Source organism: Actinomycetospora sp. C-140, assembly GCF_054796175.1.
The window spans coordinates 94,702-117,782 of the sequence record NZ_JBTWNF010000003.1 but is presented as its reverse complement, the minus strand read 5'-3'; the positions used below and the strand labels follow the sequence as shown (position 1 = coordinate 117,782).

General features: G+C 75.7%; 27 protein-coding genes. 13 read left to right on the top strand and 14 right to left on the bottom strand.

Translation table 11 applies throughout. The annotated features are described in order from the left end of the window. Positions 1-212: 212 nt before the first annotated feature. The 5 genes from ACR9E3_RS06210 to ACR9E3_RS06190 are packed head-to-tail and all read left to right on the top strand — an operon-like array spanning position 213 to position 3,197. A complete protein-coding gene (locus ACR9E3_RS06210) occupies positions 213-890 on the top strand; it encodes an energy-coupling factor ABC transporter permease (RefSeq protein ID WP_460379656.1) in 678 nt (225 codons plus the stop codon). Next, entirely contained in the window at positions 887-1,246 is a 360-nt protein-coding gene (locus ACR9E3_RS06205; RefSeq protein WP_460379210.1) for a PDGLE domain-containing protein, read from the top strand. The genes ACR9E3_RS06210 and ACR9E3_RS06205 overlap by 4 nt, the downstream gene beginning before the upstream one ends. Before the next feature lie 2 nt (positions 1,247-1,248). Further along, positions 1,249-2,013: a cobalt ECF transporter T component CbiQ gene (gene cbiQ / locus ACR9E3_RS06200; protein WP_460379209.1), complete on the top strand. Its 765-nt coding sequence runs from the start codon at positions 1,249-1,251 to the stop codon at positions 2,011-2,013. Beyond that, positions 2,010-2,744: an energy-coupling factor ABC transporter ATP-binding protein gene (locus ACR9E3_RS06195; protein WP_460379208.1), complete on the top strand. Its 735-nt coding sequence runs from the start codon at positions 2,010-2,012 to the stop codon at positions 2,742-2,744. Before cbiQ ends, ACR9E3_RS06195 begins: the two co-directional genes overlap by 4 nt. A 21-nt stretch (positions 2,745-2,765) precedes the next feature. After that, on the top strand, positions 2,766-3,197 hold the full coding sequence (locus ACR9E3_RS06190) for a TIGR03618 family F420-dependent PPOX class oxidoreductase (protein WP_460379206.1): 432 nt from the start codon (positions 2,766-2,768) through the stop codon (positions 3,195-3,197). Here ACR9E3_RS06190 and ACR9E3_RS06185 read toward each other — a convergent pair. Both ACR9E3_RS06185 and ACR9E3_RS06180 read right to left on the bottom strand, forming a co-directional pair. Then, a complete protein-coding gene (locus tag ACR9E3_RS06185) occupies positions 3,185-3,916 on the bottom strand; it encodes a Clp protease N-terminal domain-containing protein (protein WP_460379205.1) in 732 nt (243 codons plus the stop codon). The genes ACR9E3_RS06190 and ACR9E3_RS06185 overlap by 13 nt on opposite strands. Positions 3,917-4,060: 144 nt before the next feature. Further along, the gene (locus ACR9E3_RS06180) at positions 4,061-4,588 is read right to left on the bottom strand and encodes a GNAT family N-acetyltransferase (protein ID WP_460379203.1); all 528 of its coding nucleotides are present in this window, start codon (positions 4,586-4,588) and stop codon (positions 4,061-4,063) included. Positions 4,589-4,649: 61 nt separating this feature from the next. Here ACR9E3_RS06180 and ACR9E3_RS06175 point away from each other — a divergent pair, with 61 nt between their 5' ends. The 3 genes from ACR9E3_RS06175 (at position 4,650) to ACR9E3_RS06165 (ending at position 6,365) form a co-directional block, all read left to right on the top strand. Further along, positions 4,650-5,189, top strand: a complete 540-nt coding sequence (locus ACR9E3_RS06175; protein ID WP_460379201.1) for a hypothetical protein — start codon at positions 4,650-4,652, stop codon at positions 5,187-5,189. A 72-nt stretch (positions 5,190-5,261) separates the two neighbouring features. Further along, positions 5,262-5,999, top strand: coding sequence for a tyrosine-protein phosphatase (locus ACR9E3_RS06170; RefSeq protein ID WP_460379199.1), 738 nt, complete (start codon positions 5,262-5,264; stop codon positions 5,997-5,999). A gap of 168 nt (positions 6,000-6,167) precedes the next feature. Continuing rightward, positions 6,168-6,365, top strand: coding sequence for a hypothetical protein (locus ACR9E3_RS06165; RefSeq protein WP_460379198.1), 198 nt, complete (start codon positions 6,168-6,170; stop codon positions 6,363-6,365). Positions 6,366-6,384: 19 nt separating this feature from the next. Here the strand turns inward: ACR9E3_RS06165 and ACR9E3_RS06160 are convergent, their stop codons facing one another. Together ACR9E3_RS06160 and ACR9E3_RS06155 are read right to left on the bottom strand one after the other, a co-directional pair. After that, the gene (locus ACR9E3_RS06160) at positions 6,385-8,358 is read right to left on the bottom strand and encodes a homocysteine S-methyltransferase family protein (protein ID WP_460379196.1); all 1,974 of its coding nucleotides are present in this window, start codon (positions 8,356-8,358) and stop codon (positions 6,385-6,387) included. Next, on the bottom strand, positions 8,355-9,683 hold the full coding sequence (locus ACR9E3_RS06155; RefSeq protein ID WP_460379194.1) for a PucR family transcriptional regulator: 1,329 nt from the start codon (positions 9,681-9,683) through the stop codon (positions 8,355-8,357). The genes ACR9E3_RS06160 and ACR9E3_RS06155 overlap by 4 nt, the downstream gene beginning before the upstream one ends. A gap of 127 nt (positions 9,684-9,810) precedes the next feature. On the opposite strand from ACR9E3_RS06155, the gene wrbA reads away from it, so the two are divergent. Continuing rightward, positions 9,811-10,425 carry an NAD(P)H:quinone oxidoreductase gene (gene wrbA / locus ACR9E3_RS06150; RefSeq protein WP_460379193.1) on the top strand — a complete coding sequence of 205 codons (615 nt, stop codon included), beginning with the start codon at positions 9,811-9,813 and terminating at the stop codon, positions 10,423-10,425. A 49-nt stretch (positions 10,426-10,474) separates the two neighbouring features. Then, positions 10,475-11,080: a maleylpyruvate isomerase N-terminal domain-containing protein gene (locus ACR9E3_RS06145; protein WP_460379192.1), complete on the top strand. Its 606-nt coding sequence runs from the start codon at positions 10,475-10,477 to the stop codon at positions 11,078-11,080. Here the strand turns inward: ACR9E3_RS06145 and ACR9E3_RS06140 are convergent, their stop codons facing one another. The 6 genes from ACR9E3_RS06140 to ACR9E3_RS06115 form a co-directional block, all read right to left on the bottom strand. Then, on the bottom strand, positions 11,081-11,785 hold the full coding sequence (locus tag ACR9E3_RS06140) for a DUF2267 domain-containing protein (RefSeq protein WP_460379191.1): 705 nt from the start codon (positions 11,783-11,785) through the stop codon (positions 11,081-11,083). It lies immediately after the preceding gene. A gap of 26 nt (positions 11,786-11,811) precedes the next feature. Further along, positions 11,812-12,387 (bottom strand): dimethylsulfonioproprionate lyase family protein, encoded by a 576-nt coding sequence (locus ACR9E3_RS06135; protein ID WP_460379190.1) that lies wholly within the window; start codon positions 12,385-12,387, stop codon positions 11,812-11,814. Between the two features lie 10 nt (positions 12,388-12,397). After that, entirely contained in the window at positions 12,398-13,225 is an 828-nt protein-coding gene (locus ACR9E3_RS06130) for an ABC transporter permease (protein ID WP_460379189.1), read from the bottom strand. Then, positions 13,222-14,244, bottom strand: a complete 1,023-nt coding sequence (locus ACR9E3_RS06125) for an ABC transporter ATP-binding protein (RefSeq protein WP_460379188.1) — start codon at positions 14,242-14,244, stop codon at positions 13,222-13,224. Before ACR9E3_RS06125 ends, ACR9E3_RS06130 begins: the two co-directional genes overlap by 4 nt. A gap of 142 nt (positions 14,245-14,386) precedes the next feature. Beyond that, positions 14,387-16,036 carry a benzoylformate decarboxylase gene (mdlC, locus tag ACR9E3_RS06120; protein ID WP_460379187.1) on the bottom strand — a complete coding sequence of 550 codons (1,650 nt, stop codon included), beginning with the start codon at positions 16,034-16,036 and terminating at the stop codon, positions 14,387-14,389. An 86-nt stretch (positions 16,037-16,122) separates the two neighbouring features. Beyond that, the gene (locus ACR9E3_RS06115) at positions 16,123-16,383 is read right to left on the bottom strand and encodes a hypothetical protein (protein ID WP_460379186.1); all 261 of its coding nucleotides are present in this window, start codon (positions 16,381-16,383) and stop codon (positions 16,123-16,125) included. 146 nt (positions 16,384-16,529) lie between these two features. Here ACR9E3_RS06115 and ACR9E3_RS06110 point away from each other — a divergent pair, with 146 nt between their 5' ends. Next, positions 16,530-17,687: an epoxide hydrolase family protein gene (locus ACR9E3_RS06110; protein WP_460379185.1), complete on the top strand. Its 1,158-nt coding sequence runs from the start codon at positions 16,530-16,532 to the stop codon at positions 17,685-17,687. A 73-nt stretch (positions 17,688-17,760) separates the two neighbouring features. Here ACR9E3_RS06110 and ACR9E3_RS06105 read toward each other — a convergent pair whose 3' ends face one another. Next, positions 17,761-18,816, bottom strand: coding sequence for a zinc-binding dehydrogenase (locus ACR9E3_RS06105; RefSeq protein WP_460379184.1), 1,056 nt, complete (start codon positions 18,814-18,816; stop codon positions 17,761-17,763). 70 nt (positions 18,817-18,886) lie between these two features. Between ACR9E3_RS06105 and ACR9E3_RS06100 the strand changes: the two genes are divergently transcribed. Beyond that, positions 18,887-19,444, top strand: a complete 558-nt coding sequence (locus ACR9E3_RS06100) for a TetR/AcrR family transcriptional regulator (protein ID WP_460379183.1) — start codon at positions 18,887-18,889, stop codon at positions 19,442-19,444. A gap of 7 nt (positions 19,445-19,451) precedes the next feature. On the opposite strand, the gene ACR9E3_RS06095 is transcribed toward ACR9E3_RS06100, so the two are convergent. Beyond that, complete coding sequence (locus ACR9E3_RS06095; RefSeq protein WP_460379182.1) at positions 19,452-19,913, bottom strand: MarR family winged helix-turn-helix transcriptional regulator; 462 nt, start codon at positions 19,911-19,913, stop codon at positions 19,452-19,454. Positions 19,914-20,002: 89 nt separating this feature from the next. On the opposite strand from ACR9E3_RS06095, the gene ACR9E3_RS06090 reads away from it, so the two are divergent. Continuing rightward, complete coding sequence (locus ACR9E3_RS06090; RefSeq protein WP_460379180.1) at positions 20,003-21,256, top strand: FAD-dependent monooxygenase; 1,254 nt, start codon at positions 20,003-20,005, stop codon at positions 21,254-21,256. Here the strand turns inward: ACR9E3_RS06090 and ACR9E3_RS06085 are convergent. Together ACR9E3_RS06085 and ACR9E3_RS06080 are read right to left on the bottom strand one after the other, a co-directional pair. Then, positions 21,253-22,572, bottom strand: a complete 1,320-nt coding sequence (locus ACR9E3_RS06085) for a DNA polymerase IV (RefSeq protein WP_460379179.1) — start codon at positions 22,570-22,572, stop codon at positions 21,253-21,255. The two genes, ACR9E3_RS06090 and ACR9E3_RS06085, sit on opposite strands and share 4 nt — an antisense overlap. Positions 22,573-22,576: 4 nt before the next feature. After that, complete coding sequence (locus ACR9E3_RS06080; RefSeq protein WP_460379178.1) at positions 22,577-23,035, bottom strand: HAD family hydrolase; 459 nt, start codon at positions 23,033-23,035, stop codon at positions 22,577-22,579. Positions 23,036-23,081 lie beyond the last annotated feature (46 nt).

Sequence of the window (23,081 nt, the reverse complement as noted above, 5' to 3'; positions counted from 1 at the left end):
TCCTCGCCGCGCATCCTTCCGGATGCCCCGCCTCCCGAGCACGTTCCCGGCGTCGCCGCACCCTCCTATCGGCCAGGCTTCGGTTGTCGCACGACTAGTGCGACAACGTCTTTCCTGCGACACACTGTGGCGGCTCGCCGCCCGTCCGGGTGGCGCCTGCCCGCTGCTGTCGTGGGGGTGAACTCGTGGAACCGCAGACCGACCTCGTCGCCATGCACATGAGCGACGGGATCGTCAACGCGCCGACGTCGGTGATCTTCGGGGTGGTCGCGGTGCTCGGCCTCGCCGTGTGCGTCGCCCGCGCGCGGCGCGACCTCGACGACCGCACCGCGCCGATGGCCGGGCTGGTGGCGGCGTTCGTGTTCGCCGTCCAGATGCTGAACTTCCCGATCCTGCCCGGCGTCAGCGGCCACCTGCTCGGCGGCGCGTTGTGCGCGATCCTCGTCGGCCCCTACGTCGGCGCGATCTGCGTCTCGATCGTGCTGCTCCTGCAGGCCCTGCTCTTCGCCGACGGCGGCCTGTCGGCGCTCGGCACCAACATCACCAACATGGCGCTGATCGGCACCTTCGTCGGGTACGGCGTCGCCGTCGCCCTGCGCGGGTTCGCCCTCCGCAGCCGCGCCGGCCTGATCGCGACGGCCTTCGTCGCGGCCTGGGTGAACACCGTCGTCGCGTCCCTGGGCTTCGTCCTCGAGTACGCGATCGGCGGGCAGGGGCTCGCGCTGAGCACGGTCTTCGGCCTCATGGTCGGCTTCCACGCCCTCATCGGCATCGGCGAGGGCATCATCACCGCCCTCACCGTCGCCGCGGTCGCCGCGGTGCGCCCCGACCTCATCTACCTCACGCGGTCCGCGACGCCGTCGCTGGAGATCAAGGGAGCCCGGGCATGAAGAAGCTCCCCCTCGCCTTCTACGCCGGCTTCCTGGTCGTCGCGCTGCTGCTCGCCGGCGTCGTCTCGTACGCCGCGAGCAGCAGCCCCGACGGCCTCGACGCCGTGACGCAGAGCGGCTGCGAGCTCGACGCGTCGGGGGAGCCGGTCGGCGGGCAGTGCATCGCCCAGAACGCCGGCGAGCACGCGACCGCCGGGAGCCCGCTCGCCGACTACACGGTCGGCGGCAACGAGAGCACCACCGGTGTCGCCGGTGTCATCGGCGTGATCGTCACCCTGATCGTCGCCGGGGGGCTGTTCTGGGTGCTGCGGCGGCGGTCGCCGACCCGCGACGAGACGCCCAGCCGGGTCGAGTAGCGGTGGGAGCCGGTCACGCCCATCCGCTCCACCGGCCCGGCGACTCGGTCGTCCACCGGTTGCCGGCGCACGTCAAGATCGTGGTCGCCTTCCTCATGGTGCTCGCCGTCGTGGCGACGCCCCGGGAGGCGTTCGCGGTGTTCGGGCTGCAGTTCCTGCTGCTCGTCGGCATCTGGATCGCGGCGCGCATCCCGCCGGGGTGGCTGGCCGCCCGCGCCCTCATCGAGGCGCCCTTCGTGGTCCTCGCCGTGCTCCTGCCGTTCTTCGCCACGGGTCCGCGGGTCGAGTGGTGGGGGATGTCGCTCTCGGTCGACGGGCTGCTCGCCGGCTGGAACATCCTGGTCAAGGGCACGCTGGGCGTCCTGATCTCGGTGACGCTCGCCGCCACGACGCCGCTGCGGGACCTCGTCTCCGGTCTCTCGCGGCTGCGCGTCCCGTCGATGGTCTGCGTGATCGCGACGCTGATGCTGCGCTACCTCGAGGTGATCGCCGCCGAGGCCGGGCGGATGCGCCTGGCCCGCATCTCACGGGGCCACGACCCGCGCTTCGTCTGGCAGCTCGGGGCGACGGTGCGCTCGGTCGGCTCGCTGTTCCTGCGGTCCTACGAGCGCGGCGAGCGCGTGCACCTCGCGATGCTCTCGCGGGGCTTCACCGGGAGCATGCCCGCGTTCACCACCGCCTCCGCGTCGCGCGTGACGTGGTCGGTCGCGCTGCTGCCCGCCGTCGCCGCGGCGGTGCTCGCGGCGTCCGGATACTGGCTCGCGTGACCCCTCCGTCCCTGCAGGTCGACGGCCTCGCCTTCGCCTACCCCGACGGTCACCAGGCCCTCTTCGGGGTGGACCTGCGCATCGAGCGGGGCGAGCGGGTCGCGCTGCTCGGCCCGAACGGCGCGGGCAAGACGACGCTCGTGCTGCACCTCAACGGGGTGCACCGGGCGGGGGCCGGACGGGTCGCGGTCGGCGGGCTGGAGGTCACCCGCGAGAACGTCCAGGAGATCCGCCGGCGGGTGGGCATCGTCTTCCAGGACCCCGACGACCAGCTGTTCATGCCCACGGTCGCCGACGACGTCACGTTCGGCCCCGCGAACTTCGGCGTCACCGAGCCCGAGCTCTCGCTGCGGGTCAAGGAGGCCCTCGACGCCGTCGGCGTGGCCGACCTCGCCGACCGCTCGCCCATGCACCTCTCCGGCGGTCAGCGCCGCCGGGCCGCGCTGGCCACCGTGCTGGCGTGCGACCCCGAGATCCTCGTGCTGGACGAGCCGTCGACCCACCTCGACCCGGTCGCGCGCCGCGAGCTCGCCGAGGTGCTGCTCGGCCTCGACCGCACGATGCTCATGGTCACCCACGACCTGCCGTACGCCCTGCAGCTCTGCCCGCGCTCGGTGGTGATCGACGGTGGGGTCGTGGTGGCCGACGCGCCGACCCGCGAGATCCTCGCCGACGCCGCCTTCCTCGCCGCCCACCGCCTCGAGCTGCCCTTCGGCTTCGCGCTGGGCTGAGCGCGTGCCAGGCTCGGGCCCATGGACCTCGACGACTTCCGCGAGCGCGCCGCCGGCGAGCACTTCCTGGTCGTGGTGTCGACCGCCCGCGCGGACGGGTCGGTGCAGTCGAGCGTCGTCAACGCCGGGGTGATGGACCACCCGGTGCACGGGACGCCGATCGTGGCGCTCGTGGCCGCGGGCGGCTCGGTGAAGCTCGCCAACCTCCGCGCCCGGCCGTGGATCACGGTCACGGTCCGCGCCGGGTGGCGGTGGACGACCGTCGAGGGCAGCACCGAGATCGCCGGGCCCGACGACCCGCTGACCGGGGTCCTGGACGTCCCCGCCCTGCTGCGCGACGTCTTCCGCGCCGCGGGCGGCACGCACGACGACTGGGCCGAGTACGACGCGACGATGGCGCGCGAGCGGCGGGCCGCCGTGCTGATCGAGCCGCGGCGGGTCTACGGCGTCTGAGGGTCCTCGGGCGCCCCGGACAGCATCGACAGCGTCCGCACGACGTGCCCCTCGACGTCGTCGCGGCCCAGCCCGAGGCCGGTGAGCGTGCCCGCGCCGTCCTCGTGCTCGAGCAGCGCCAGCAGGATGTGCTCGGTGCCGACGTAGTTGTGCCCGAGGCGCAGCGCCTGGCGGAACGTCAGCTCCAGCACCTTCTTGGCCGCGGCGTCGAACGGGATGAGCGCGCCGAGCTCGTCGGACCGCGCCGGCAGGGTCGCGACGACCGTGCGCCGCACGGTCTCGGGTGCCACGTCGAGGGCCTTCATGGTCAGGACCGCGAGGGACTCCGGCTCGTGGAGCAGGCCGAGCGCCAGGTGCGCCGGGGTGATCTCGGCGTTGCCGGCGGAACGGGCCTCCTCCTGCGCCTTCACCACCACGTTGCGGGCGCGCGGCGTGAACCGCCCGAAGCCCTCCTGGAAGTCGATCTCCTCGCCCTTGGCCACGAACCGCTTCTGGGCGGCCTGCTTGGTGACGCCCATGCGCCGGCCGATGTCGGTCCACGACGCCCCGGAGCGGCGCGCCTGGTCGACGAAGTGGCCGATGAGGTGGTCGGCGACCTCCCCGAGGTGCTCGGCGGCGAGCACGGCGTCCTGCAGCTGCTCGAGCGTGTCGGAGTGGACCGAGGTGATCGCCGCGATGAGGTCGTCGAGGCGGACGGGCTGGGCCGGTGTCGGGGGCATGCGTCCACTCTAGGTTGACGATGGCCCTGTTCGTCAACCTCGGGTGGACGACGTGAGGCGCGCGTCGACGACGTCCTGCACGCCGACGAACCCGAGCCGCGCGTCGAGCGCGTCGCCAGGAAAGCCGCATTCCTCGTCAGAGGGTCAGTCGATCCAGAACCGCAGGGTCTCCGCGACGTGGTCGCCGTGCGGGCGGGACGACGGCCAGGAGGTGTCGGCGCGGCCGCCGTTGTTCCGGATGACGGCCAGGGAGGCGGGGTTGTCGGCGGCGCAGGTGACCAGGACCGGACCGACGCCCCGTTCCCGCAGGTGCGCGACGCTCTGCCGCAGGATCGCCGTCGCGTAGCCCCGCCGCCGCTCGTCGGGGAGCACGGCGTAGCCGACGTGACCGCCCTGCACGCAGAGGGTGGCGGTGAGCGTGTGCCGGATCGAGGTACGGCCCACGACCCGGCCGTCGACCTCGGCGTAGAGGAACGTCATGGGTACGCGGCCCGGCGGGAGGTCGAGGCCGCGGTGCTCACGGTCGAGGCGGTCCAGGTAGGCGAGCCAGGGTTCGCCGTCCGCCCAGAGCCCGAAGTCGAACCCGTCGGCGGCGAGTGCGGTCTGGGCGGCGCGGGCGAGCTCCTCGTCCGAGGGACGCACGGCGCGCAGGACCACCTCGGGCTCGCTCACCCGTCCACGATCTCGCCCCGTCCTTGCCGGACCGCTGTGACCCACCGCACACTGCCTGGTGATGGCGGTGCGGCGCGCGGGGGACCGGTCGGCCGCGGCGGTCGACGCCGCGGTCGGGGACCGGTTGCGGGCGCAGGGGGCGCACTACGGCTCGAGCCGCGTCGAGCCCGACGGCACCCACGCGGTGTCCTGGTACTTCGCCCCGCGCCGGCGCCGCGAGCGTCTCCTGGTGTTCCGCACCCGGGACGACGACGCGTGGGAGGTCGTCCTCGCCGAGCGCTCGGCCACCGAGCTCGGCGGGACGGCGCGCGAGACCGCGGCGGCCACCCGCTCCGTCCCGCGCGACGGCCTCTCCGCCGCGGTGGGCGAGCTGCTGGCGGCCGGGCTCGCCGGCCACCGGCGGCGGACCGTGCGGACCCCACGGGAGCGTGTCGACCTCGGCTCGCCGCTGCTCGGCCTCGTCCTGGGGGCGGCGCTGCTGCTCGGCGCCCGGCTGGACATCACCGTGGCGCCCGAACTGCTGGCCCTCGCCCTGCCGCTGCTCGGGGTGTGCGGGTGCCGGGTGGTCGCGCGGGCGCTACGCGGCGCCGCCGGGAGGTGACGTCCGCTACGACGACCCGGAACGTTCACCTCGCGGCGGGACGATGGAGGTCCCGACGAAGGAGACCTCCCGGTGCCAGCCTCGCCCCCGACCGTCCCGAGCACCGATGTCGCCCGGCACCTCGCGAACCTCCGCGACGTGGGCGGCATGCCCACGGTCGACGGCGGGCGCACCCGGGCCGGCGTGCTCTGGCGCGCCGACGCGCCCCTGGCCGACGACGCGACCGAAGCGGGGCCCGGCGGGCTCGGGTGGCCGCCCGGCAGCGTCGTCGACCTGCGCAACCCGGGCGAGCTCCCCGCGGAGCACCCGCTCCCGGCGCTGGGCTCCGAGCTGACCACGCTGCCGCTGATCGCGGCGCTCTCGCCCGCCGAGCAGGCCCGCGGCCGCGCGGGCGAGCTCGACGCCGGCGAGCTCTACCTGCTGCTGGTGCGCATCGGTGAGGCCTGGCTCCCGCAGCTCGTCGGCGTCGCCGCGTACGGGCCCGGCCCGATGCTCGTGCACTGCGCGGCGGGCAAGGACCGCACCGGGGTGGCCGTCGCCCTCCTGCTGCGCGCGGCCGGCGTCCCGCGCGACGTCGTCGCCGCCGACTTCGCCGCGACCAACGAGCACCGGGTGGCGCTGCGCGACCGCCTCGCCGTCCAGGGCGCGATCGAGCCGACGGTCGAGCCCGGCCGCGTCGGCGTCACCCCGGCCCACCTCGAGCCGGTGCTCGACCTCGTCGACGACGACCCGCGCACCCCGTTCCGCGAGGCCGGCGTCTCCGACGCCGACCTGGACGCGTGGCGCGCTCGTCTGGTCGACGCAGGCTGACGCGGCTGGTCGGCCGCAGGGTCGGCGCACGCTGTGTCCGACCACAATCGGCCCGTGGCGATCTCTGTGGGCGGGCACAGTGCCCGCCGGGGTCAGCACCCCGAAGACTGGACGGCAGGCGGGTCGATCCTCCGGCCCGTCGCCGATCCGAGCTCCGAGGTGACGAGCATGAACGCCCCGACGACGTGCCCCTGCTGCGGGGTCGTGGTCATGCCCCGCGAGATGTCCTACGACTACGACGGAGAGACCGTCGCGTCGCTGACGCGCGAGGTCGCCTACCTGCGGGCCACGGTCGCCCGCCTGCGCGGCGCCCCGGTCGCGCCCGTGCCGGCGCCCCGGCCGGTCGTCGAGGCCGTCAGCGCCTGACGCTCTCCACCGCCCGACGTCACCGCCCGGCGCGCGCGCCGGGCGCGTCCCGCGCAGCCGCCCGCATCCGGGCGACCGCCGTCGCGGGATCGAGCCCGGGCAGGGGCGGCCCCGACCACCGCACGACCACGCCGTCGACGCTGCCCGCGGCGCCGGCCACCAGCTCGGCGGCGAGCGCGAGCCCCGTCCGCGCGGCCTCGGGCCCGTCACCGGCGCGCCGCATCTCCTCGACCACGGCATCGGGGACGACGACGTCGGGCACCTCGTGGCGCAGGTGCTCGGCCTGGGCGTACCCGGCGAGCGCCCCGACCGACGCGAGGACGGGCACGCGGTGCCCTGCGACGCGCAGCGCGTCGACGATCGCCCCGAGCCGCTCGAGCTCGAACACCGGCCGCGAGACCAGGAACTCCGCCCCGGCCTCGACCTTGTCCAGCGCCCGGTCGATCTCGTGGTCGAGGTCGTCGGCGCCGGGCGTGACGCGGGCGCCGAGCCGGAACGCCGTGGTCTCGGCCAGCTCGACCCCGTCGGCGTCGACACCGCGGTTGAGCCCGGCGGCCAGCTGCAGCAGCTCCGGCCCGTCGACCTCCCACCGCCCGTCGCGGACCGCCTGCTCGGCGTGCACCGGCGGGTTGCCCGTCTCGCACACGAGCAGGCGCAGTCCGAGCGCGTGCAGACCCAGCAGGTCCGCCTGCAGGGCGAGCAGGCTCGTCTGCCAGCTCGTGACCGTCAGCGCGGTGTCGACCTCGATCCGGTCGTGCAGGTGGACCGCGAGGCCGGCCGGCGTGGTCGTGCTGCGCCGCGCGCGGGGGCGGCTGACCCACAGCACGCCCGCCCCGCCCGCGACCGCCCGCCGGGCGCGGGTGAGGTGCTCGTCGGGTGTCCCGGCGCCCGCGACCTCGGCCGCGACGAGGAACTCCCGCGCTCCGCGACCCCGCAGCCAGCGCTCCAGCACCCCGCGGGTCGGCCGGCCGGCCGCGACGGCCCCGGTGTCGGCGTCCTCGGCGTCCTCGGCGTCCTCGTCCGGTGGCGTGGCGACCCGCCGGACGACCTCCACCGGCCCGGTCGGCGCGCCCGTGGTGGTGCTCGGCGGGCCGGACCAGGCGTCGTGCAGGGTCAGGGCGCTCGCCGCCGCGGCGGTGTGCTCGGGGGTCGTGCCGCAGCAGCCGCCGACCAGCCGCGCGCCGGCCTCGACGTAGCGCAGTACGTAGCGCGCGAAGTGCTCGGCGTCGCCGGCGAAGCGGACGCTGCGGTCGGCGACGACGTGCGGCAGACCGGCGTTCGGCTGGGCGGAGACGGCGGGGCCCCCGGTCGGGCCCATGCCGCGCACCACGTCGAGCAGCCCCTGGGGCCCGAGCGTGCAGTTGCTGCCGACGGCGACCGCGCCGGCGTCCGCGAGGCGGGCGACGACGTCCGCGGGCGACTCGCCCGTGGCCGTCAGCGGCGTGCCGTCCTCGTCGACGAAGGTCGCCTGCGCGACGACGGGCAGGTCGGTCACCTCGCGGACCGTGCCGACGGCCGCGAGCAGCTCGTCGGCCCGGCTGAACGTCTCCAGCAGCACGAGGTCGACCCCGCCCTCGACGAGCGCGGCGACCTGCTCGCGGATCGCCGCGGCCGCGCGCGACGGGTCCACCGGCGTCGCCTGGCCCGGCGGGGTCGCCGGCGACACCGAGCCCGCGACCCAGGCCGCCCGGCCCGCACCGTCGCGGGCGGCGGCCGCCAGGCGGGCGCCCGCCAGGTTGATCTCCCGGGTGCGGCGGGCGATCCCGTGACGCTCCAGCCGGGTCCGCGACGCGCCGAAGGTGTGGGTCTGCAGGACGTCGGCGCCGGCGGCGAGGTAGCGCTCGTGCAGGGCCGTGACCAGCTCGGGGGCGACGACGCACAGCTCCACGCCCGGTCCCTCGACCTGGCGTCCGCTGGCGCGCGCCAGGGTGCCCATCGCGCCGTCGGCGAGCAGCACGCGCCGGGCGAGCGCGTCGGCGAACGACTCGCTCACGCCTCGATCTCCCCGAGGATCTCCAGCGCGACCTGCGCGGAGAGACGGTCGCGGTAGGAGTCCAGGTGCAGGCCGGACAGCTCCTCGGCGCGGCGCAGCCGGTAGCCGACGGTGTTGGGGTGGACGTTGAGCGCGCGGGCGACGCGCTGCGGGCTGCCGTCCTCGCGGAAGTAGCGCGCGAGCGTGCGCAGCAGCTCGGTGGTGCGCTCGGAGCGGTCGGTCGCGAGCCGCCCGAGGACCTCGCGGGCGAACGCGCGGGCGGCCTCGGGGTCGGGGATCTGGAGCAGCAGCCGGTGCACGCCGAGGTCGTCGAAGCGCACCACGCGCCCGCCGCGGCCGAGACGGCGGGCGGCGAGCAGGGTGCGGCGCGCCTGGTCGTAGGACCGGGCGATCTCCTCGGGCGCCGACAGCGTGCCGCCGACCGCCACCGTGACGGGCCAGTACGCGTCCGGGTCGGGCACGCGGCCCCGCGCGAGACGGCGGGCGCACGCCGCGCCGACCGCGACCGGGTCGGCGGGCTCCGGCACGACCGCCACCGTCTCGGTGTCGCGCACGACGGTGAGGGCGGCGGGCGCCGCGGCGCCGAGGTGCTCCTCCGCCTCGCCGAGCAGGCTCGCGGGGCCGGCCCCGTACGCGTCGTCGTCGTCCGGTGACACCACCACCACGCGGTGGGCGACGCCGTGGTCGAAGCCGACGTGCTCGGCCCACTGGGCGGCCTGGTCGGCGTCGCGGGCCCGGTCGAGCAGCAGCCCCGACACGAGGTCGCCGCGCACCTGCCCGGCGGCCGTGGCGAGCACCCGGTCGCGCCCGGCGAGCACGCCGACCACCGTCGCCGCGTGCTCGGCCACGAGCAGCAGGACGTCGTCGCCGGCGAGGGCCTCGGGCCGGTCGCGGGCCGCGGTGTCCTCCTCGGCCACGAGGAACGCCGGCACCTCGCGGCCCAGCAGCACCGGGGCGACGACCTGCACGCGCGTCCCCGGCCCGGGCACGCGCAGCGCCCGTCCCGCCGCCGCGGCCGCGTCGAGCACGCGGGGCCAGACGCCGCTGCGGGCGTCGGCACGCACGAGCGCGGAGGCTTCGGCGACGCCGACGCCGGGCGCCGCGGCGGCGAGCACCTCGCGGCGGGGCCCGACGACGGCGGCGAGCACCCCGAGCTCGCCGGCCACCACCGACGCGACCGCCTGGGTGTCGGCCGACGCGGCGGCGACGAGGCCGGACAGGCGCCGGTAGAGCGCGACGAGCCCGCGCGGGCCCGCCGGGTCGGTGCCCGCCGTCGACCCGGCCCTCGGTCGGGGCACCGTCGCCCCCGCCTCCCGCGCCGTCACGTCACCCAGTCTCCCCCGTCGGCGGCCTCGATGCGCGGAACGCAACGGACCCCGCGGCGGCGCCGACCGCCGGCCCGGGTGAGGATCGGGGCGCTCACCACCGATGTCACCGATCCGGGGAGGCCCCGTGCCCGACGCTGCCAGGGCGCCGCACATCGCCGTCGTCTTCTACTCCGCGACCGGCAACGTCGCCGCGCTCGCGGAGGCCCTCGCCGAGGGCGCCCGCAAGGCCGGCGCCGAGACGCGCGTGCGGCCCGTCGCCGAGCGCGCGCCGGCCGAGGCGATCGAGAACAACCGGCGCTGGAAGGCGTGGGTCGAGGACAACCCGTACGACACGCTCGCCTCGCTCGACGACCTCGAGTGGGCCGACGGGCTCGCCCTCGGCAGCCCGACCCGATTCGGCAACAGCGCCGAGCAGCTCAAGGCGTTCCTCGACACCACCGGCGGGCTGTGGGCGCAGGGCAAGCTGGCGGACAAGGTCGGCACCGCGTTCACCAGCGCCTCCACCGGCCACGGCGGGCTCGAGGCGACGATCCTGTCGATGAACAACGTGCTCTACCACTGGGGTGCGCTGGTCATGCCCCTCGGCTACGCCGCCGACCCGTCGCTGATGTCGTCGGGCAACCCGTACGGGGCGTCGTGGGTGTCTCGGAAGTCGGCCGCCCCCGACGAGGACGCGCTGCAGGCCGCCCGCGTCCAGGGCACCCGCCTGGCCCAGATCGCGGCGAAGCTCATCGCCTGACCTCCTCGTGTGAGTGGTCGTCGCCCCGATGGCGGCGACAATCGCTCACATGGAGGCGTACGCGGAGGCCGCGCAGACGGTCGTGGAGCTGGTGCGGCGGATCCCGGATGGCGCATGGGACGGCCCGGGGCTGGGCGAGTGGGACCTGCGCGCGCTGGTCGGGCACACCAGCCGCGCGTTCGTCACCGTGCTGACGTACCTGGAGCGGCCCGCCGAGCGGGAGGACATCGACGCGCCCGAGGGCTACTACGCCCTGCTGCCGTCGATGACCGGCGAGGGCATCGACCAGTCGGCGGTGGCCCAGCGGGGACGGGACGCCGGTGCGGCGCTCGGCGCGGACCCGGCCGCGGCGTTCGCCGAGCTGGGAGCCCGCGCCGTCGCGGCCGCCCGCGCCGCCGACCCGGACGCGCTCATCACCACGATCGCCGGCGGCCTGCGGGTGCGCTCCTACGTCCCGACCCGCACCGTCGAGCTCGTGGTGCACGGCCACGACATCGCCGCCGCCGCGGGGCTCGACGTGGCCTTCCCGGAGGAGACGGTCGGGGAGGCGGTCGGTGTCCTCGCCCGCACCGGCGTCCGGCTCGGGCACGGCGCGGTGCTGCTGCGCGCCCTCACCGGCCGCGCCCCCACCCCGCCGGGCTTCACGGTGGTGTAGTCAGCCGACCGCCGCGACGGCCTCGTCGAAGTGGGCGGCGAGGTCGAGGTCGGAGGCGGTGACGATCTCCTGGCGCTCGTTGCGGGCGCGCACGGTCAGCGAGGTGGGCGTGCGGTCGACGATGCGCAGCCGGTGGCCGGTCTGGTGCTCCACGGCGCGCAGGCGCTCGAGGAGCAGGTCGACGCGCTCGGCGGGCATCGAGACGGTGCGCTGGATGCCCGAGCGGTCGCCGGACCACTCCGGCAGGCGCTGTCCGAGCGCGCGGTCGAGCTCGTCGGCGTCGACCGGCTGCGGGCGGCCCTGCGCGCCCTCGGACGCGGCGTCGGGCGGCAGCGTCGGGCCGCCGCCGTGCAGCTCGATCGGCAGGACGCGCCCGATCCGTGCCCCGAGATCCCCGTCCTCGGCCGTCAGCTGGCCGGTGACGGCGACGAGCGCGTAGCGGGCCCGCTCGGCCGACCACCCGGTGCGGCGCACCACGTCGTCGACGAGCCCGGCCTCGGTCGGGGTGCCGCCGCCGCCCACGCGGTCGACGCCCGACTCCTGCTCGAGCAGGGACGGCAGGGCGGCCGCGAGCGCGTCGCGGTCGTCGGCGGGCAGGTGCTCGGCCACCGTCGCCAGCACGGCGTCCGCCGCGCGGCGGGCTTCGTCGGTCTCGGCGAAGCCACCTCGGGTGGCGACGCCCGCGAGGAACTCCTGGTGTCGCATGATCGGGGCCTACCCGGACCGACCCGTCAGACGAACACCGACGGCGTCCCCACCGGACCGGTCCAGACGTAGACCAGGAGTACCGGACGGTCGCCGGTGGTCATCGCGTGCGGCTGCCAGGGCGCGTGGTGGACGAGCACACCGGCCGGCTCCGGTGCCGGCTCGCCCTCGGCGGCGTGCCGCCACCGGATCGACCCCGCCGGCAGGTAGAACTCCTCGGCCGGGTGGTGGTGCGGCGGGTAGTGCACGCCCGGGCCGAGCAGCACGAGGCCGAGCGCGACGTCGTCGGCCTCGGCGAGGGTGGCGTGCGCGTAGAGGTCGAGGAACGTCGCGTCGGGCGGGTCCTGCACATAGGACGCCGTCTGCTGCCACGCGGCGGCGGTCGCGAGCGGCGCGAGGGTCCCGGCGAGCGCCGCGTCGACCTCCTCGCCCGCCCGGACGAGGGCGTCGCCGAGGTGCGTGACGACCGGTGGCGCCGCGGCCGAGGAGTCGCCCGGCCGGTACGTCAGGCGCTCGAGGAGGGCCGCCGGCCCGGGGTGTCCGCCGTCGGCCAGGACCCTGGCGAGCCGGGCGCGGAGCGCCGCGAACGCGGCCTCGGTCACCGGGCGCCCCTCAGTCGAGAGCCCGGCGGACGAACCCCCGGATGCCGATCACGCCGAACAGCGCGCAGGCCGCCACCAGCGCCAGCAGGCAGACCCAGCCGGCCAGGTGCGGCACTGCCGGCGTCAGCGCGCCGCGCAGCCCCTCCGAGACGTAGGTGATCGGGTTGAGCGCGCAGATCACCTGGAACCAGCGCAGGTTCCCGAGCTGCAGGAACGGGAACTGCGTCGAGCCCGTGAACAGCAGCGGCGTGATCACCAGGGCGAACACGACGTTGATCTTCCGGGGCGAGACCAGGGTGCCGATGCACAGCCCGGCCGCCCCGCCGGCCAGCGAGCCGAGCACGAGCAGCACGGCCGCGATCGGCAGGCCCGAGAGGTCCCACGTGACCTCGTCGAGCACGATGTAGCCGACGGGGATCATCACCAGCGAGCCGAACAGGCCCCGCGAGGCCCCGAACACGATCTTCTCGACGGCCACCAGGCGCGTGGACAGCGGCGCGAGCAGGCGGTCCTCGATCTCCTTGGTGTAGGAGAAGTCGATCACCAGCGGGATCGCGGTGGCCTGCACCGCCACGAAGAACGCGTTGAGCGCCAGCAGCCCGGGCAGCAGCAGCTGGGCGTAGCCCGGCGTGACGTAGCCGAGCTGGCCCAGCACCACGCCGAAGACGAACAGCAGGAAGAACGGCTGCATCAGCACCTGGCTGAGGAACGTGCCGAACTCCTTGCCGGTGACCGCGAGGTCGCGGCCGAGGACCCCGAGGAACGCGCGGCCCTGACCGGGACCCGCGGACCTCGCCGGGGCCCCCGCCGCGGGGACCCCCGTCGTCGGTGCGCTCATCGCAGGCCCCTCCCCGTCAGGTCGATGAACACGTCCTCGAGCGTCGGCTCGCCCAGCTCCACCTGCGAGACCGCGGCGCCGGCGTCGGCCACCGTGCCGAGCACCGGCGGCAGCGCGGCGCCGGCCTCGCCGTCGACGCTGACCCGGAGGTGGGTGGCCCCACCGTCGAGGCCGGCCTCCGCGGCGATCTCCTCGACCCCGGCCACCCCGCGGACCTCCGTGAGGCGGCCGCGCAGGGCTCCGACGTCGGCGCCGGTGAGCGTCAGGTCGATCGTCGCCTCCCCCGGCAGGGCCGCGACCAGCTCCGAGGGGGTGTCGAGCGCCAGGAGCTTGCCGTGGTCGACGATGCCGACCCGGTCGGCCAGCTTGGCCGCCTCGTCCATGTCGTGCGTCGTGAGCACCACGGTGACGCCGGACGCGGCGAGCTCGGTGACCCGGTCGTGCACGAAGAGCCGCGCCTGCGGGTCGAGCCCGGTGGAGGGCTCGTCGAGGAAGAGCACCTGCGGGTCGTGCATCAGCCCACGCGCGATGATCAGGCGCTGGGCCTGGCCACCGGAGAGCTCGTCCGGATTGGTGCTCGCCTTCTCGGCGAGCCCCATCCGCTCCAGCAGCTCGTCGGCCAGCGCGCGGCGCCGGGCCCGCGGCACCCCGTGGTACGCGGCGTGCCAGACGAGGTTGCCGCGCGCGTCGAGCGAGCGGTCGAGGTTCGGCCGTTGCGGGACGACGCCGAGCACCGCTCGCGCCCCGACCGGGTCGGCCGCGACGTCGATGCCCGCCACCGTCGCGAGCCCCGAGGTCTTGGTGACGCGCGTGGTGAGCACGCCGACCGTGGTGGTCTTGCCCGCGCCGTTCGGGCCGAGCAGCCCGAACACCTCGCCGCGGCGCACCGCGAAGCCCAGGCCGTCGACCGCGGCCGTGCGGCTGCGCCCGTAGCGCTTCACGAGGTCGCGGACCTCGACGGCCGGCGCCGTGCCGTCGGTGCGTTCGCTCGCCGGCCGCGCGGCCGTGTCCGTGCTCACCCGTGGTCCTCCCCCGGCCGCCGACCCGTGCAGCGGACGCCGTCGCGACGCTACGCCGGGGGTCCGACGGCCCTCTTGTCGATTTCGGTGCCCCGTGGTGGTCGTCATGCGCACCACCCTCGGACCTCGAGAAAGGTCGAGGTCAACTCCCGGAGGGCGGCACCGGGACGTGGACCAGCCGCGGGCCCGGGCCGGCGACTCCGCGGCGGAACGCGGCGCGCAGCTCGTCGACGGTGCCGACGGTCTCCGCGGGCACGCCGTACGCCTGCGCGAGCGCGAGGTGGTCGACGGCGGGCAGGTCGAGCCCCGGGACCTTCGGGGTCTGCTCGCGCGCCGCGAACCACTTGAGGATCGCGTACTCCCGGTTGTCGAGCACCAGCACCGTCACCGGCACCTGCAGCGACGCCGCGGTGGCCAGCGCCTGGACCGCGTACTGCAGCGAGCCGTCGCCGATGGCCGCGACGACGGGCCGCGCGGGCTCCGCGAGGCCCACCCCGACGGCCGCGGCGAGCCCGAAGCCGAGCCCGCCCGAGGCCGTGAAGTACGAGCTGCCGGGCCGGTCGATCGGCAGTCGCGCCTGCTGGACCGCGCGGTGCGACGGCGACTCGTTGACCAGCACGGCGTTCTCGGGCCACTCCTGCGCGAGCGTGGCGAACAGCTCCTCGGCCGACAGCCGTCCGTCCCCACCGGCCCGGGGCGCCTCCAGGGCCGCGCGCTCCGGCGGCGACGCCCGCTCGGCCGGACCGGGGCCCACGCGCTCCAGCAGGGCCCGCAGGGTCAGGGTCGGATCGGCGACCACCGCGTCGCCCACCGGGGCGCGGGCGGCCTGGTCGGCGTCGGCCGTGACGTGCAGCAGTCGTGTCCCCGCGGCGAGGAACGGGCCGGGCACGTAGGGGTAGTAGCGGAACACCGCGGCGCCGACGACGAGCACCACGTCGTAGGGCGCGAGGGTCCGCGCGACCGGGTCGATCGCCATCGGCAGCGAGCCCTGGTAGAGCCGGTGGCCGGTCGGGAAGCCGACGCGACCCTCGACGGGCGGGGAGTAGACCGCGGCGCCGGTGCGCTCGGCGAGCGCGACCGCGTCGTGGAACCCGCCGGTGGCGTCGACGTCACCCCCGATCACGAGCGCGGGCGCCCGGGCGCCGTCGAGGGCCTCGACGAGGTCGTCGAGCCCGGCCGGGTCGGGGGCCGCGCGCCGGTGCACGCGGCGGGCCGCGACGGTCCCGGCCGGCTCCGTGGCCGGGTCGATCTCGGCGTCCCAGTCGTCCATCGGGATCGACACGAACACCGGTCCGAGGGGCGGGGTCGTCGCCGCGTGGACCGCCCGCGCGAGCACGGCCGGCACATCGGCGGGCCGGGCGGGCTCGAGGGAGAGCTTGACCGCGGGACGCGGGAGCACGGTGGCGTCCGGGTTCGTCAGGAGCGCCTCGAGATTGATCATCGGGCGGACCTGCTGCCCGGCGGTGACCACGAGCGGCGCGCCGTTGGCCGCCGCGTTCACCAGGGCGCCGACCGCGTTGCCGACGCCCGGGGCCGTGTGCAGGTTGACCAGCGCCGGACGCCCGGTGGCCTGGGCGTGGCCGTCGGCCATGCCCACCAGCGCGGCCTCCTGCAGGCCGAGCACGTAGCGGAAGTCGTCGGGCAGCTCCGCGAGCATCGGGAGCTCCGTCGACCCCGGGTTGCCGAACACGGTCGTCATGCCGTGCGCCCGGAAGACCTCGAGCGAGGCCTCCCGTACCGTGCGCCGCCCCGTCCCGCTCGCCACCGCCATGACCTCAGGGCCTCCCGTCACCGCCGGATCGTCGCGGTGGGGGTGTACCCCGGCGGGAGCGGACCACGCCGGGGGACGGCGCGGGTTCCGCTACGGGTCCGCCGGTGTCAGCGCGGCCGGTGGAGACGCGAGACGCGGATGAGCACGTCGCGCAGTCCGTCGTCGTCGAACTCGCGCCGCATCTCCTCCGCGCGGAGTGTGGCTTCGACCCCTTCGTAGGGCCCGTGGGCATCGAGCTCCCCGGTCTCCGGGTCGAAGACGAGCACGACGTAGCCGTCACACTCGTCCAGATCCGCAGCCGCGGCGAGAAGAGCCGCCGACCGATCGTTCAGCACGCTGATCACCTCCACCTCGTGCATCGCCACCATGAGGCCCCGTGTGACACCTCGGCGCGAAGTTGGCTCGTTCGGGTCACGAACACCAGCCGTCGGCGTGTCGCGTCGCCACCAGAACGGAGGCGTTGACGCACGACCACTCGGCGGGTGTCGGCGCGGGTGGATACGGTGTGCGATCCGTGGCCGCCGAAGCACCCGTGCCTGCCGGGGACCCGACCGTCGAGGTCGTGCCGTTCGTGCTCGACGTCCCCGAGGAGCAGCTCGTTGACCTGCGGGAACGTCTCCGTCGCGTCCGATTGCCGGAGCCCGCGACCGACCCGGCGCAGGGCATCGGCCTCGACGCGGTCACCGAGCTCTGCCGCGCCTGGCTCGAGGAGCACGACTGGCGTCGCGTCGAGGACGAACTGAACCGGCGGGGCCAGTTCCGCACCGCCATCGATGGTCTCGGTCTCCACTTTCTCCACGTACGGTCACCACGTGATGACGCACAGCCACTGATCGTCACCCACGGGTGGCCCGGGTCGGTGGTGGAGGTCCTCGACGTCCTCGACGCCCTGACCGACCCCGGCGACCCCTCGCTGCCCGCCTTCCACGTCGTCGCGCCGTCGCTGCCGGGCTACGGGTTCAGCGACAAGCCGACCGGTCCGGGGTGGGGCGTCGACCGCATCGCCGACGCCTGGGCCGGGCTGATGTCACGCCTCGGCTACGAGCGCTTCCTCGCCCAGGGCGGCGACTGGGGTGCGATGGTCACCACCGCGCTCGCGGCCCGTCACCCCGACCGCGTCGTCATGATGCACACGACGATGCCGCGCGCCGCGCGCCCGGAGGGGTTCGACGACGCGACCCTCGACGAGACCGAGCAGCGCTGGCTCGCCGAGGGCCGCGAGTTCGTGCGCGTCGGGTCGGGCTACTCGGGGCAGCAGCGCACCCGCCCCCAGACGCTCGGCTACGGCCTCGTCGACTCCCCGGCAGGCCAGCTCGCCTGGATCGCCGAGAAGTTCGTCGTCTGGACCGACGGCGACGGCTTCGGCGGCGTCCCCCGCGACCGCGTGCTGGACAACGCGACGATCTACTGGCTCACCGCGTCCGGGGCGTCCTCGGCGCGGCTGTACTGGGAGAGCTTCGCCGGCGTCGACGTCACCACGCCGGTCACCGTCCCGAGCGCGGTGTCGTACTTCCCCGCCGAGATGGTCAAGCTGCCGCGCGCGTGGGTCGAGGCGCGCTACACCGACCTCCGCTACTGGAACGCCCTGCCCAGCGGCGGTCACTTCGCGTCCCTCGAGGTGCCGGGCGACTTCGTCGACGAGCTGCGGGCGGCGTTCGCGCTCGCCTCGTGAGTCGCAGCGAACGGGTATCTCGCTGCTTCTATGCGTACGAAGTCCCCGTTGATCACGGACCGGAAGACGGTGATCACGGCGTGACGACGATCTTCCCGACGTACGCGGAGCCGCTGAACTCCTCCTGCGCGGCGTGGATGTCGGCCAGGGCGCAGCGCGCCGCGATCCGCGGTCGGATGCGCCCCGCGACGGCGTCGGCGACGAGCTCGGCGAAGTGCGTCCGGGTGTGCATCGACGAGCCGACGAGGCTGACGTTGTGCAGGTAGAGCCTGCGCAGGTCGAGGTCCACGGTGTGGCCGCCGATCGCGCCGGCGATCACCCAGCGGCCGCCGTCGCGGATCCGGTCGAGGAGGGCCGGCAGCAACGGCCCGCCGACGACGTCGACGACGGCGTCGAGCGGGGCGCCGGCGGCGTCCGCGACGGCGTCGGCCACCGCGCCCGGCTCCGGGCCGCGCAGCACCACCCCCGCCGCGCCGGCCTCGCGCAGCGCCTCCTCCTTGCCGGGCGCGGTCAGCGCCACCACGCGCGCACCCCGGGCCGCCGCGAGCTGCACGGCCGCGAGACCCACACCGCCCGAGGCCCCGGTGACCAGCACCGTCTCGCCCGCCGTGATCCGGCCGCGCGCGAGCATCCCGGCCGCCGTGCCGTAGGCGACCGGCAGGCAGGCGAGCTCCTCGTCGGACAGCGGGGACGCCCCGACGTCGTGGGCGCGCGGGTCGAGGCAGACCACGTACTGCGCGAAACCGCCGTCCGCCTCGCTGCCGAGCAGCCCGATCGGTCCGGCGTCGGGACCGTCGCCCTCGTAGAACGCGTTGTCGACGACGACCCGCCGGCCCTCGCGGGCCGGGTCGACCCCGCCGCCGACCACCGCGATCTCGCCCGCGATGTCGCCGCCCTGGATCCGCGGGAACGTGATCGGGCCGCGCCAGCCGGCGAGGGCCTGCGGGTCGCCGGGGAGACCGTAGGCGCCCTGACGCGTCCAGATGTCGGTGTTGTTGAGCGCGGCCGCGGTCACGCGGACCAGCACCTCGCCGTCGCCCGGCCGCGGCACCGGCACCGTGCGCAGTTCCAGGGCGTCCGGCCCGCCGTGCCGCGTCAGTACCGCCGCGTCCATCGTCTCCGGGACCATCGCCGTCCTCCCGACTACACTGATCTGTGAAGTCCCCACCGTAGGTACACAGACCTGTGAAGGCAAGCCGATGACCCTGACCCCCGGCGCCCGCCGCATCCTCGAGGTCGCGTCCGAGCTGTTCTACGAGCGCGGGATCCACGCGGTCGGAGTCGACACGATCGCCGTTGAGTCCGGGGTCACCAAGCGGACGCTCTACGACCGCTTCGGCTCGAAGGACGAGCTCGTCGCGGCGTACCTGCGGGCCCGCGACGAGCGGTGGCGGGGACGGGTCACCGCCGCGGTCGAGGCCGAGACCGACCCGGGGCGCCGGGCACTGGCACCGTTCACCGTGCTCGAGGACTGGACCGCCGACCGCGGGTGCGCCTTCGTCAACGCCTTCGCCGAGCTCGACGACCCCGAGCACCCCGGGCGCGCGGTCATCACCGCGGAGAAGGAGTGGCTGCGGGCGCTCTTCGCCGCCGAGCTCACCGCGGCCGGGGCCGACGACGCCGACGACCTGGCGCTGCACCTGCTCGTGCTCCACGAGGGCGCTCTGGTCGCCCACGCCGTCGCGGGGCAGCCCACGGCCCTCCGCGTCGCCCACGACGCCGCTCGCGCGCTGGTCGGGCGGGCCGCGATCCGGTGAGACCCGATCAGGTGCTGCCGACCATCGCCGCGGCGAGTCGGGCCAGGAGCTCGCGGGCGAACACCTGCTCGGACGCCGAGAGCGACCGGCAGACCTCGTCGATCCGGCGGATCGCGGGCAACCAGGCCTGCCGCGTCGCCGCCCGACCCGCGGCGGTGTCGGTGATCGTCACCCGCCGACGGTCGACGGCGTCCCGGAGGCGCTCGACGTGCCCGGCCCGCTCGAGACGGTCGACCAGGACGGTCGTCGCCGGCGACGTGACCCCCAGGCGCCGGGCGAGCTCCGCCACGCCCATCGGCCCGTGCTCGCTGAGCTGCATGATCGCGGTCATGTCACTGAGGTTCATGGCCATGCCGTGAGCCGTGCGGACGGTGAGATCCTGGGCGGCCCCGATGAGACGACGGACCGCCAGGGTCGTGTCGTCCACCGCCTCGAGTCCCGGCTCCTGGCGGATCTGCTCGTCGCTCACGTGGCGCATCCCATCATCCAGAAATCGTTAAACTGTTTATCTACCGGGTAGCCGCCGGGCATCATCGTCGTCGTCGAGGAGATGCCGCCATGGGCAGCCCCAGCATCCTGGTCTCCGGTGCGAGCATCGCCGGACCCGCCGCCGCGTCGTGGCTGGCCGCCGCGGGGTGGCGGGTCACGGTCGTCGAGCGCGCCGGTGGACTGCGCGACGAGGGCCAGAACGTGGACGTCCGGGGTGTCGGACGCGAGGTGCTGCGGCGCATGGGGCTCGAGGAGGCCGTCCGCGCCCACCACACCAGCGAGACCGGCCTCGCCTTCGTCGACGAGCGCGGCCGTGCCTACGCCTCCTTCCCGGCGGGCGCCGACGACACCGACAGCAGCCCCACGGCCGAGCTGGAGATCCTGCGCGGGCAGCTCGCGCGCCTGCTCTTCGACCACTCCGCGCGCTCGGCCGAGTACCTCTTCGGTGACCGGATCACGGCGCTGCACGACGACGGGCACGGCGTCGACGTCGAGTTCGCGCGCGGGCCGGCCCGGCGGTTCGACGCCGTCGTGATCGCCGAGGGCTCGCGCTCCCGCACCCGCGACCTGGTCTTCCCGGACGCCCGGATCGACGAGCTCGGCCTGCTGGCGGCGTACCTCACGATCCCGCGCACCGCCGACGACGACCGGCAGTGGCGCATCCACTTCGGCGGCCGCGGGCGTCTGGTGCACCTGCGTCCCGACAACGTGGGGACGACCCGCGCGATGCTCAGCGTCCACACCGACCTGCGCGGGCTCGACCAGCTCGACCGCGAGGGCATCGTGGCGGTCCTGCGGGCGACGTACGCCGACGTCGGGTGGGAGGCCCCCCGCGTCCTGGCCGGGCTCGACGACGACTCGCTGCACGTCGACCAGATCGCGCAGGTCCGTCTCCCGTCGTGGCACCGGGGCCGGGTCGCGGTCCTCGGCGACGCCGCGTGGTGCGCCGGTCCGTTCGGCACAGGGACGACCAGCGCGCTGGCCGGGGCGTACCTCCTCGCCGGAGAGCTCGGCGCGACCCCCGGGGACGTCCCCGCGGCCTTCACGCGCTACGAGCGCCTGCTGCGGCCCCAGGTCGACCGTGCGCAGGAGTTCGTCCCGCGCGTCGGACACCCGCGCGTCGAGTGGCACCGGCGGCTCCTCCGGGCCGGGCTCCGTGTCGCGGGGGGACCGCTCGGGAGCACCCTCGCCCGCCTCGGCGTGTTCGACCCGTCCCTGCCGGTCGACATCGTTGCTCTGCCCGACTACCCGGTGCGCTCCGCGCATGTGAGCACTTCGGAGTGCTGGAGCACTCCGAAGTGCTCACATGCCGCAGGCACCTAGCCGAGGCTCGCGACGGGGTCGGCGCGGGTCAGGGCGGGGTCGTCGGCGCGGAAGGTGTGGGCGCGGCCGGGGCCGGTCGAGGCCGTCTCGAAGCGGACGGTGACGCGGCCGTGCCCGCTGCCCTGGACCCAGCCGTGGCCGTGCCCGGGGTGGGCGACGTCGTCGCCGGTGCGCCACTCGCGGCCGGGTGGCGGCTCCGGTTCGGGCTCGGGCCGGTCGGCGGGGACGGGAGCGGGAGCGGGCGCGGGCTCCGGCGCCGTCCCCGGGAACAGCGCCTCCTGCACCGCCGTCGTCAGCCCGGAGAAGGAGACGCCGACCAGGCGCACGCCCGCGTCCGGCAGCGCCGCGACGGCGAGGCGCTGGGCGGTGTCGGTGAGCGTCGCGAGGTCGGTGGTGGCTTCGGCGTGGGTCTCGGCCCGGCTCGTCGTCCCGAACGACGCGCTCCGGATCTTGACGCTGACGGTGCGGGCCGCGCGGTGGGACGCGACGAGGCGCCGGTGCGCGCCCTCGGCCAGCTCGGCGACCGCGGCCCGCACGGCGCCGAGGTCGGAGAGGTCCTCGTCGAACGTCGTCTCCGCGCTCACCTGTTTGGCCTCGCCACGCTCGACGAGCGGGCGGTCGTCGATCCCGCGGGCGAGCCGGTGCAGCCCGGTCCCGACCGCGACGCCGAGCAGGGCGGTGACCTCGCCGGTCTCGAGTGCCGCGAGCTTGGCCACGGTGTCGACGCCCGCGCGGTGCAGGGTGGTCTCGGCGACCGGCCCGATGCCCCACAGCGCCCGCACCGGCAACGGGTCGAGCAGCGCCCGCTCGCCGCCCTGGGCCACGACGTGCACGCCGTCCGGCTTGGCGCGCCCGGAGGCGATCTTGGCGACCTGCTTGCCCGACCCGGCGCCCACCGAGACGGCGAGCCCGGTGACCTCGCGGACCTCCGCGCGCAGGCGTTCGGCGAAGGCGCGCACGTCGTCCGCGTCGGCGTCGGCGAGCGCCTCGGGCTCGGCGAAGGTCTCGTCGTAGGCGATCTGCTCGAGCACCGGTGCCCACGCCCGCACGACGCCGAAGAAGCGCTCCGAGAGCACCCGGTAGAGCGCGGTCCGCGGCGGCAGCGCCACGGCGTGCGGGCTGAGCCGGCGAGCCTGTCCCATCGGCATCGCCGAGCGCGCGCCGTGGACCTTCGCCTCGCCGCTCGCGCCGGCGACGATCCCGCGCGGTCCCAGCCCGCCGACGAGCACCGGGCGCCCGCGCAGCGTCGGACGGGTCAGCTGCTCGGCCGACGCGAAGAACGAGTCGAGGTCGAGGTGCAGGACCCAGCGGGGCACGACGTCAGGATGCCCGCAGCGACCACAGCTCGTCCGGGTGTCCCAGCACGACCGTCGCTCCCGCGGCGCGCAGCTCGTCGGCCGACGAGCCGCCCCACCCGGCGCCGACCGGCCGGAGCCCGTGGGCGAGCGCGGCGTGCATGTCGGCCGGGCCGTCGCCGACGAGCAGCGAGCCCGCCGGGGCGTCGGCGCGGCCCAGACCCAGCAAGGCCTCGGCCACCGCCGCGTCCTTGCCGCCGCCGCCGTCCAGCCCGGCCACGTGGGCGAAGGACCCGCCGACGCCCAGCTCGTCGAGCACCCGGCGCGCGACCCGCGTCGACGCGGACGTCGCCAGGGCCAGCTCGGTGCCCTCCCGGCGCAGGGTCTCGACCAGGGCGACGGCTCCGGGCGCCGGGCGCGTCGTGCCCGGGACCGTGAGCGTGCCGTCGAGGTCGAACACGACGACGGGGAACGCAGGCGTCACGGCGCCGAGTGTGGCAACGGTTCGAGGGACGGGCGGTCGGGGACCC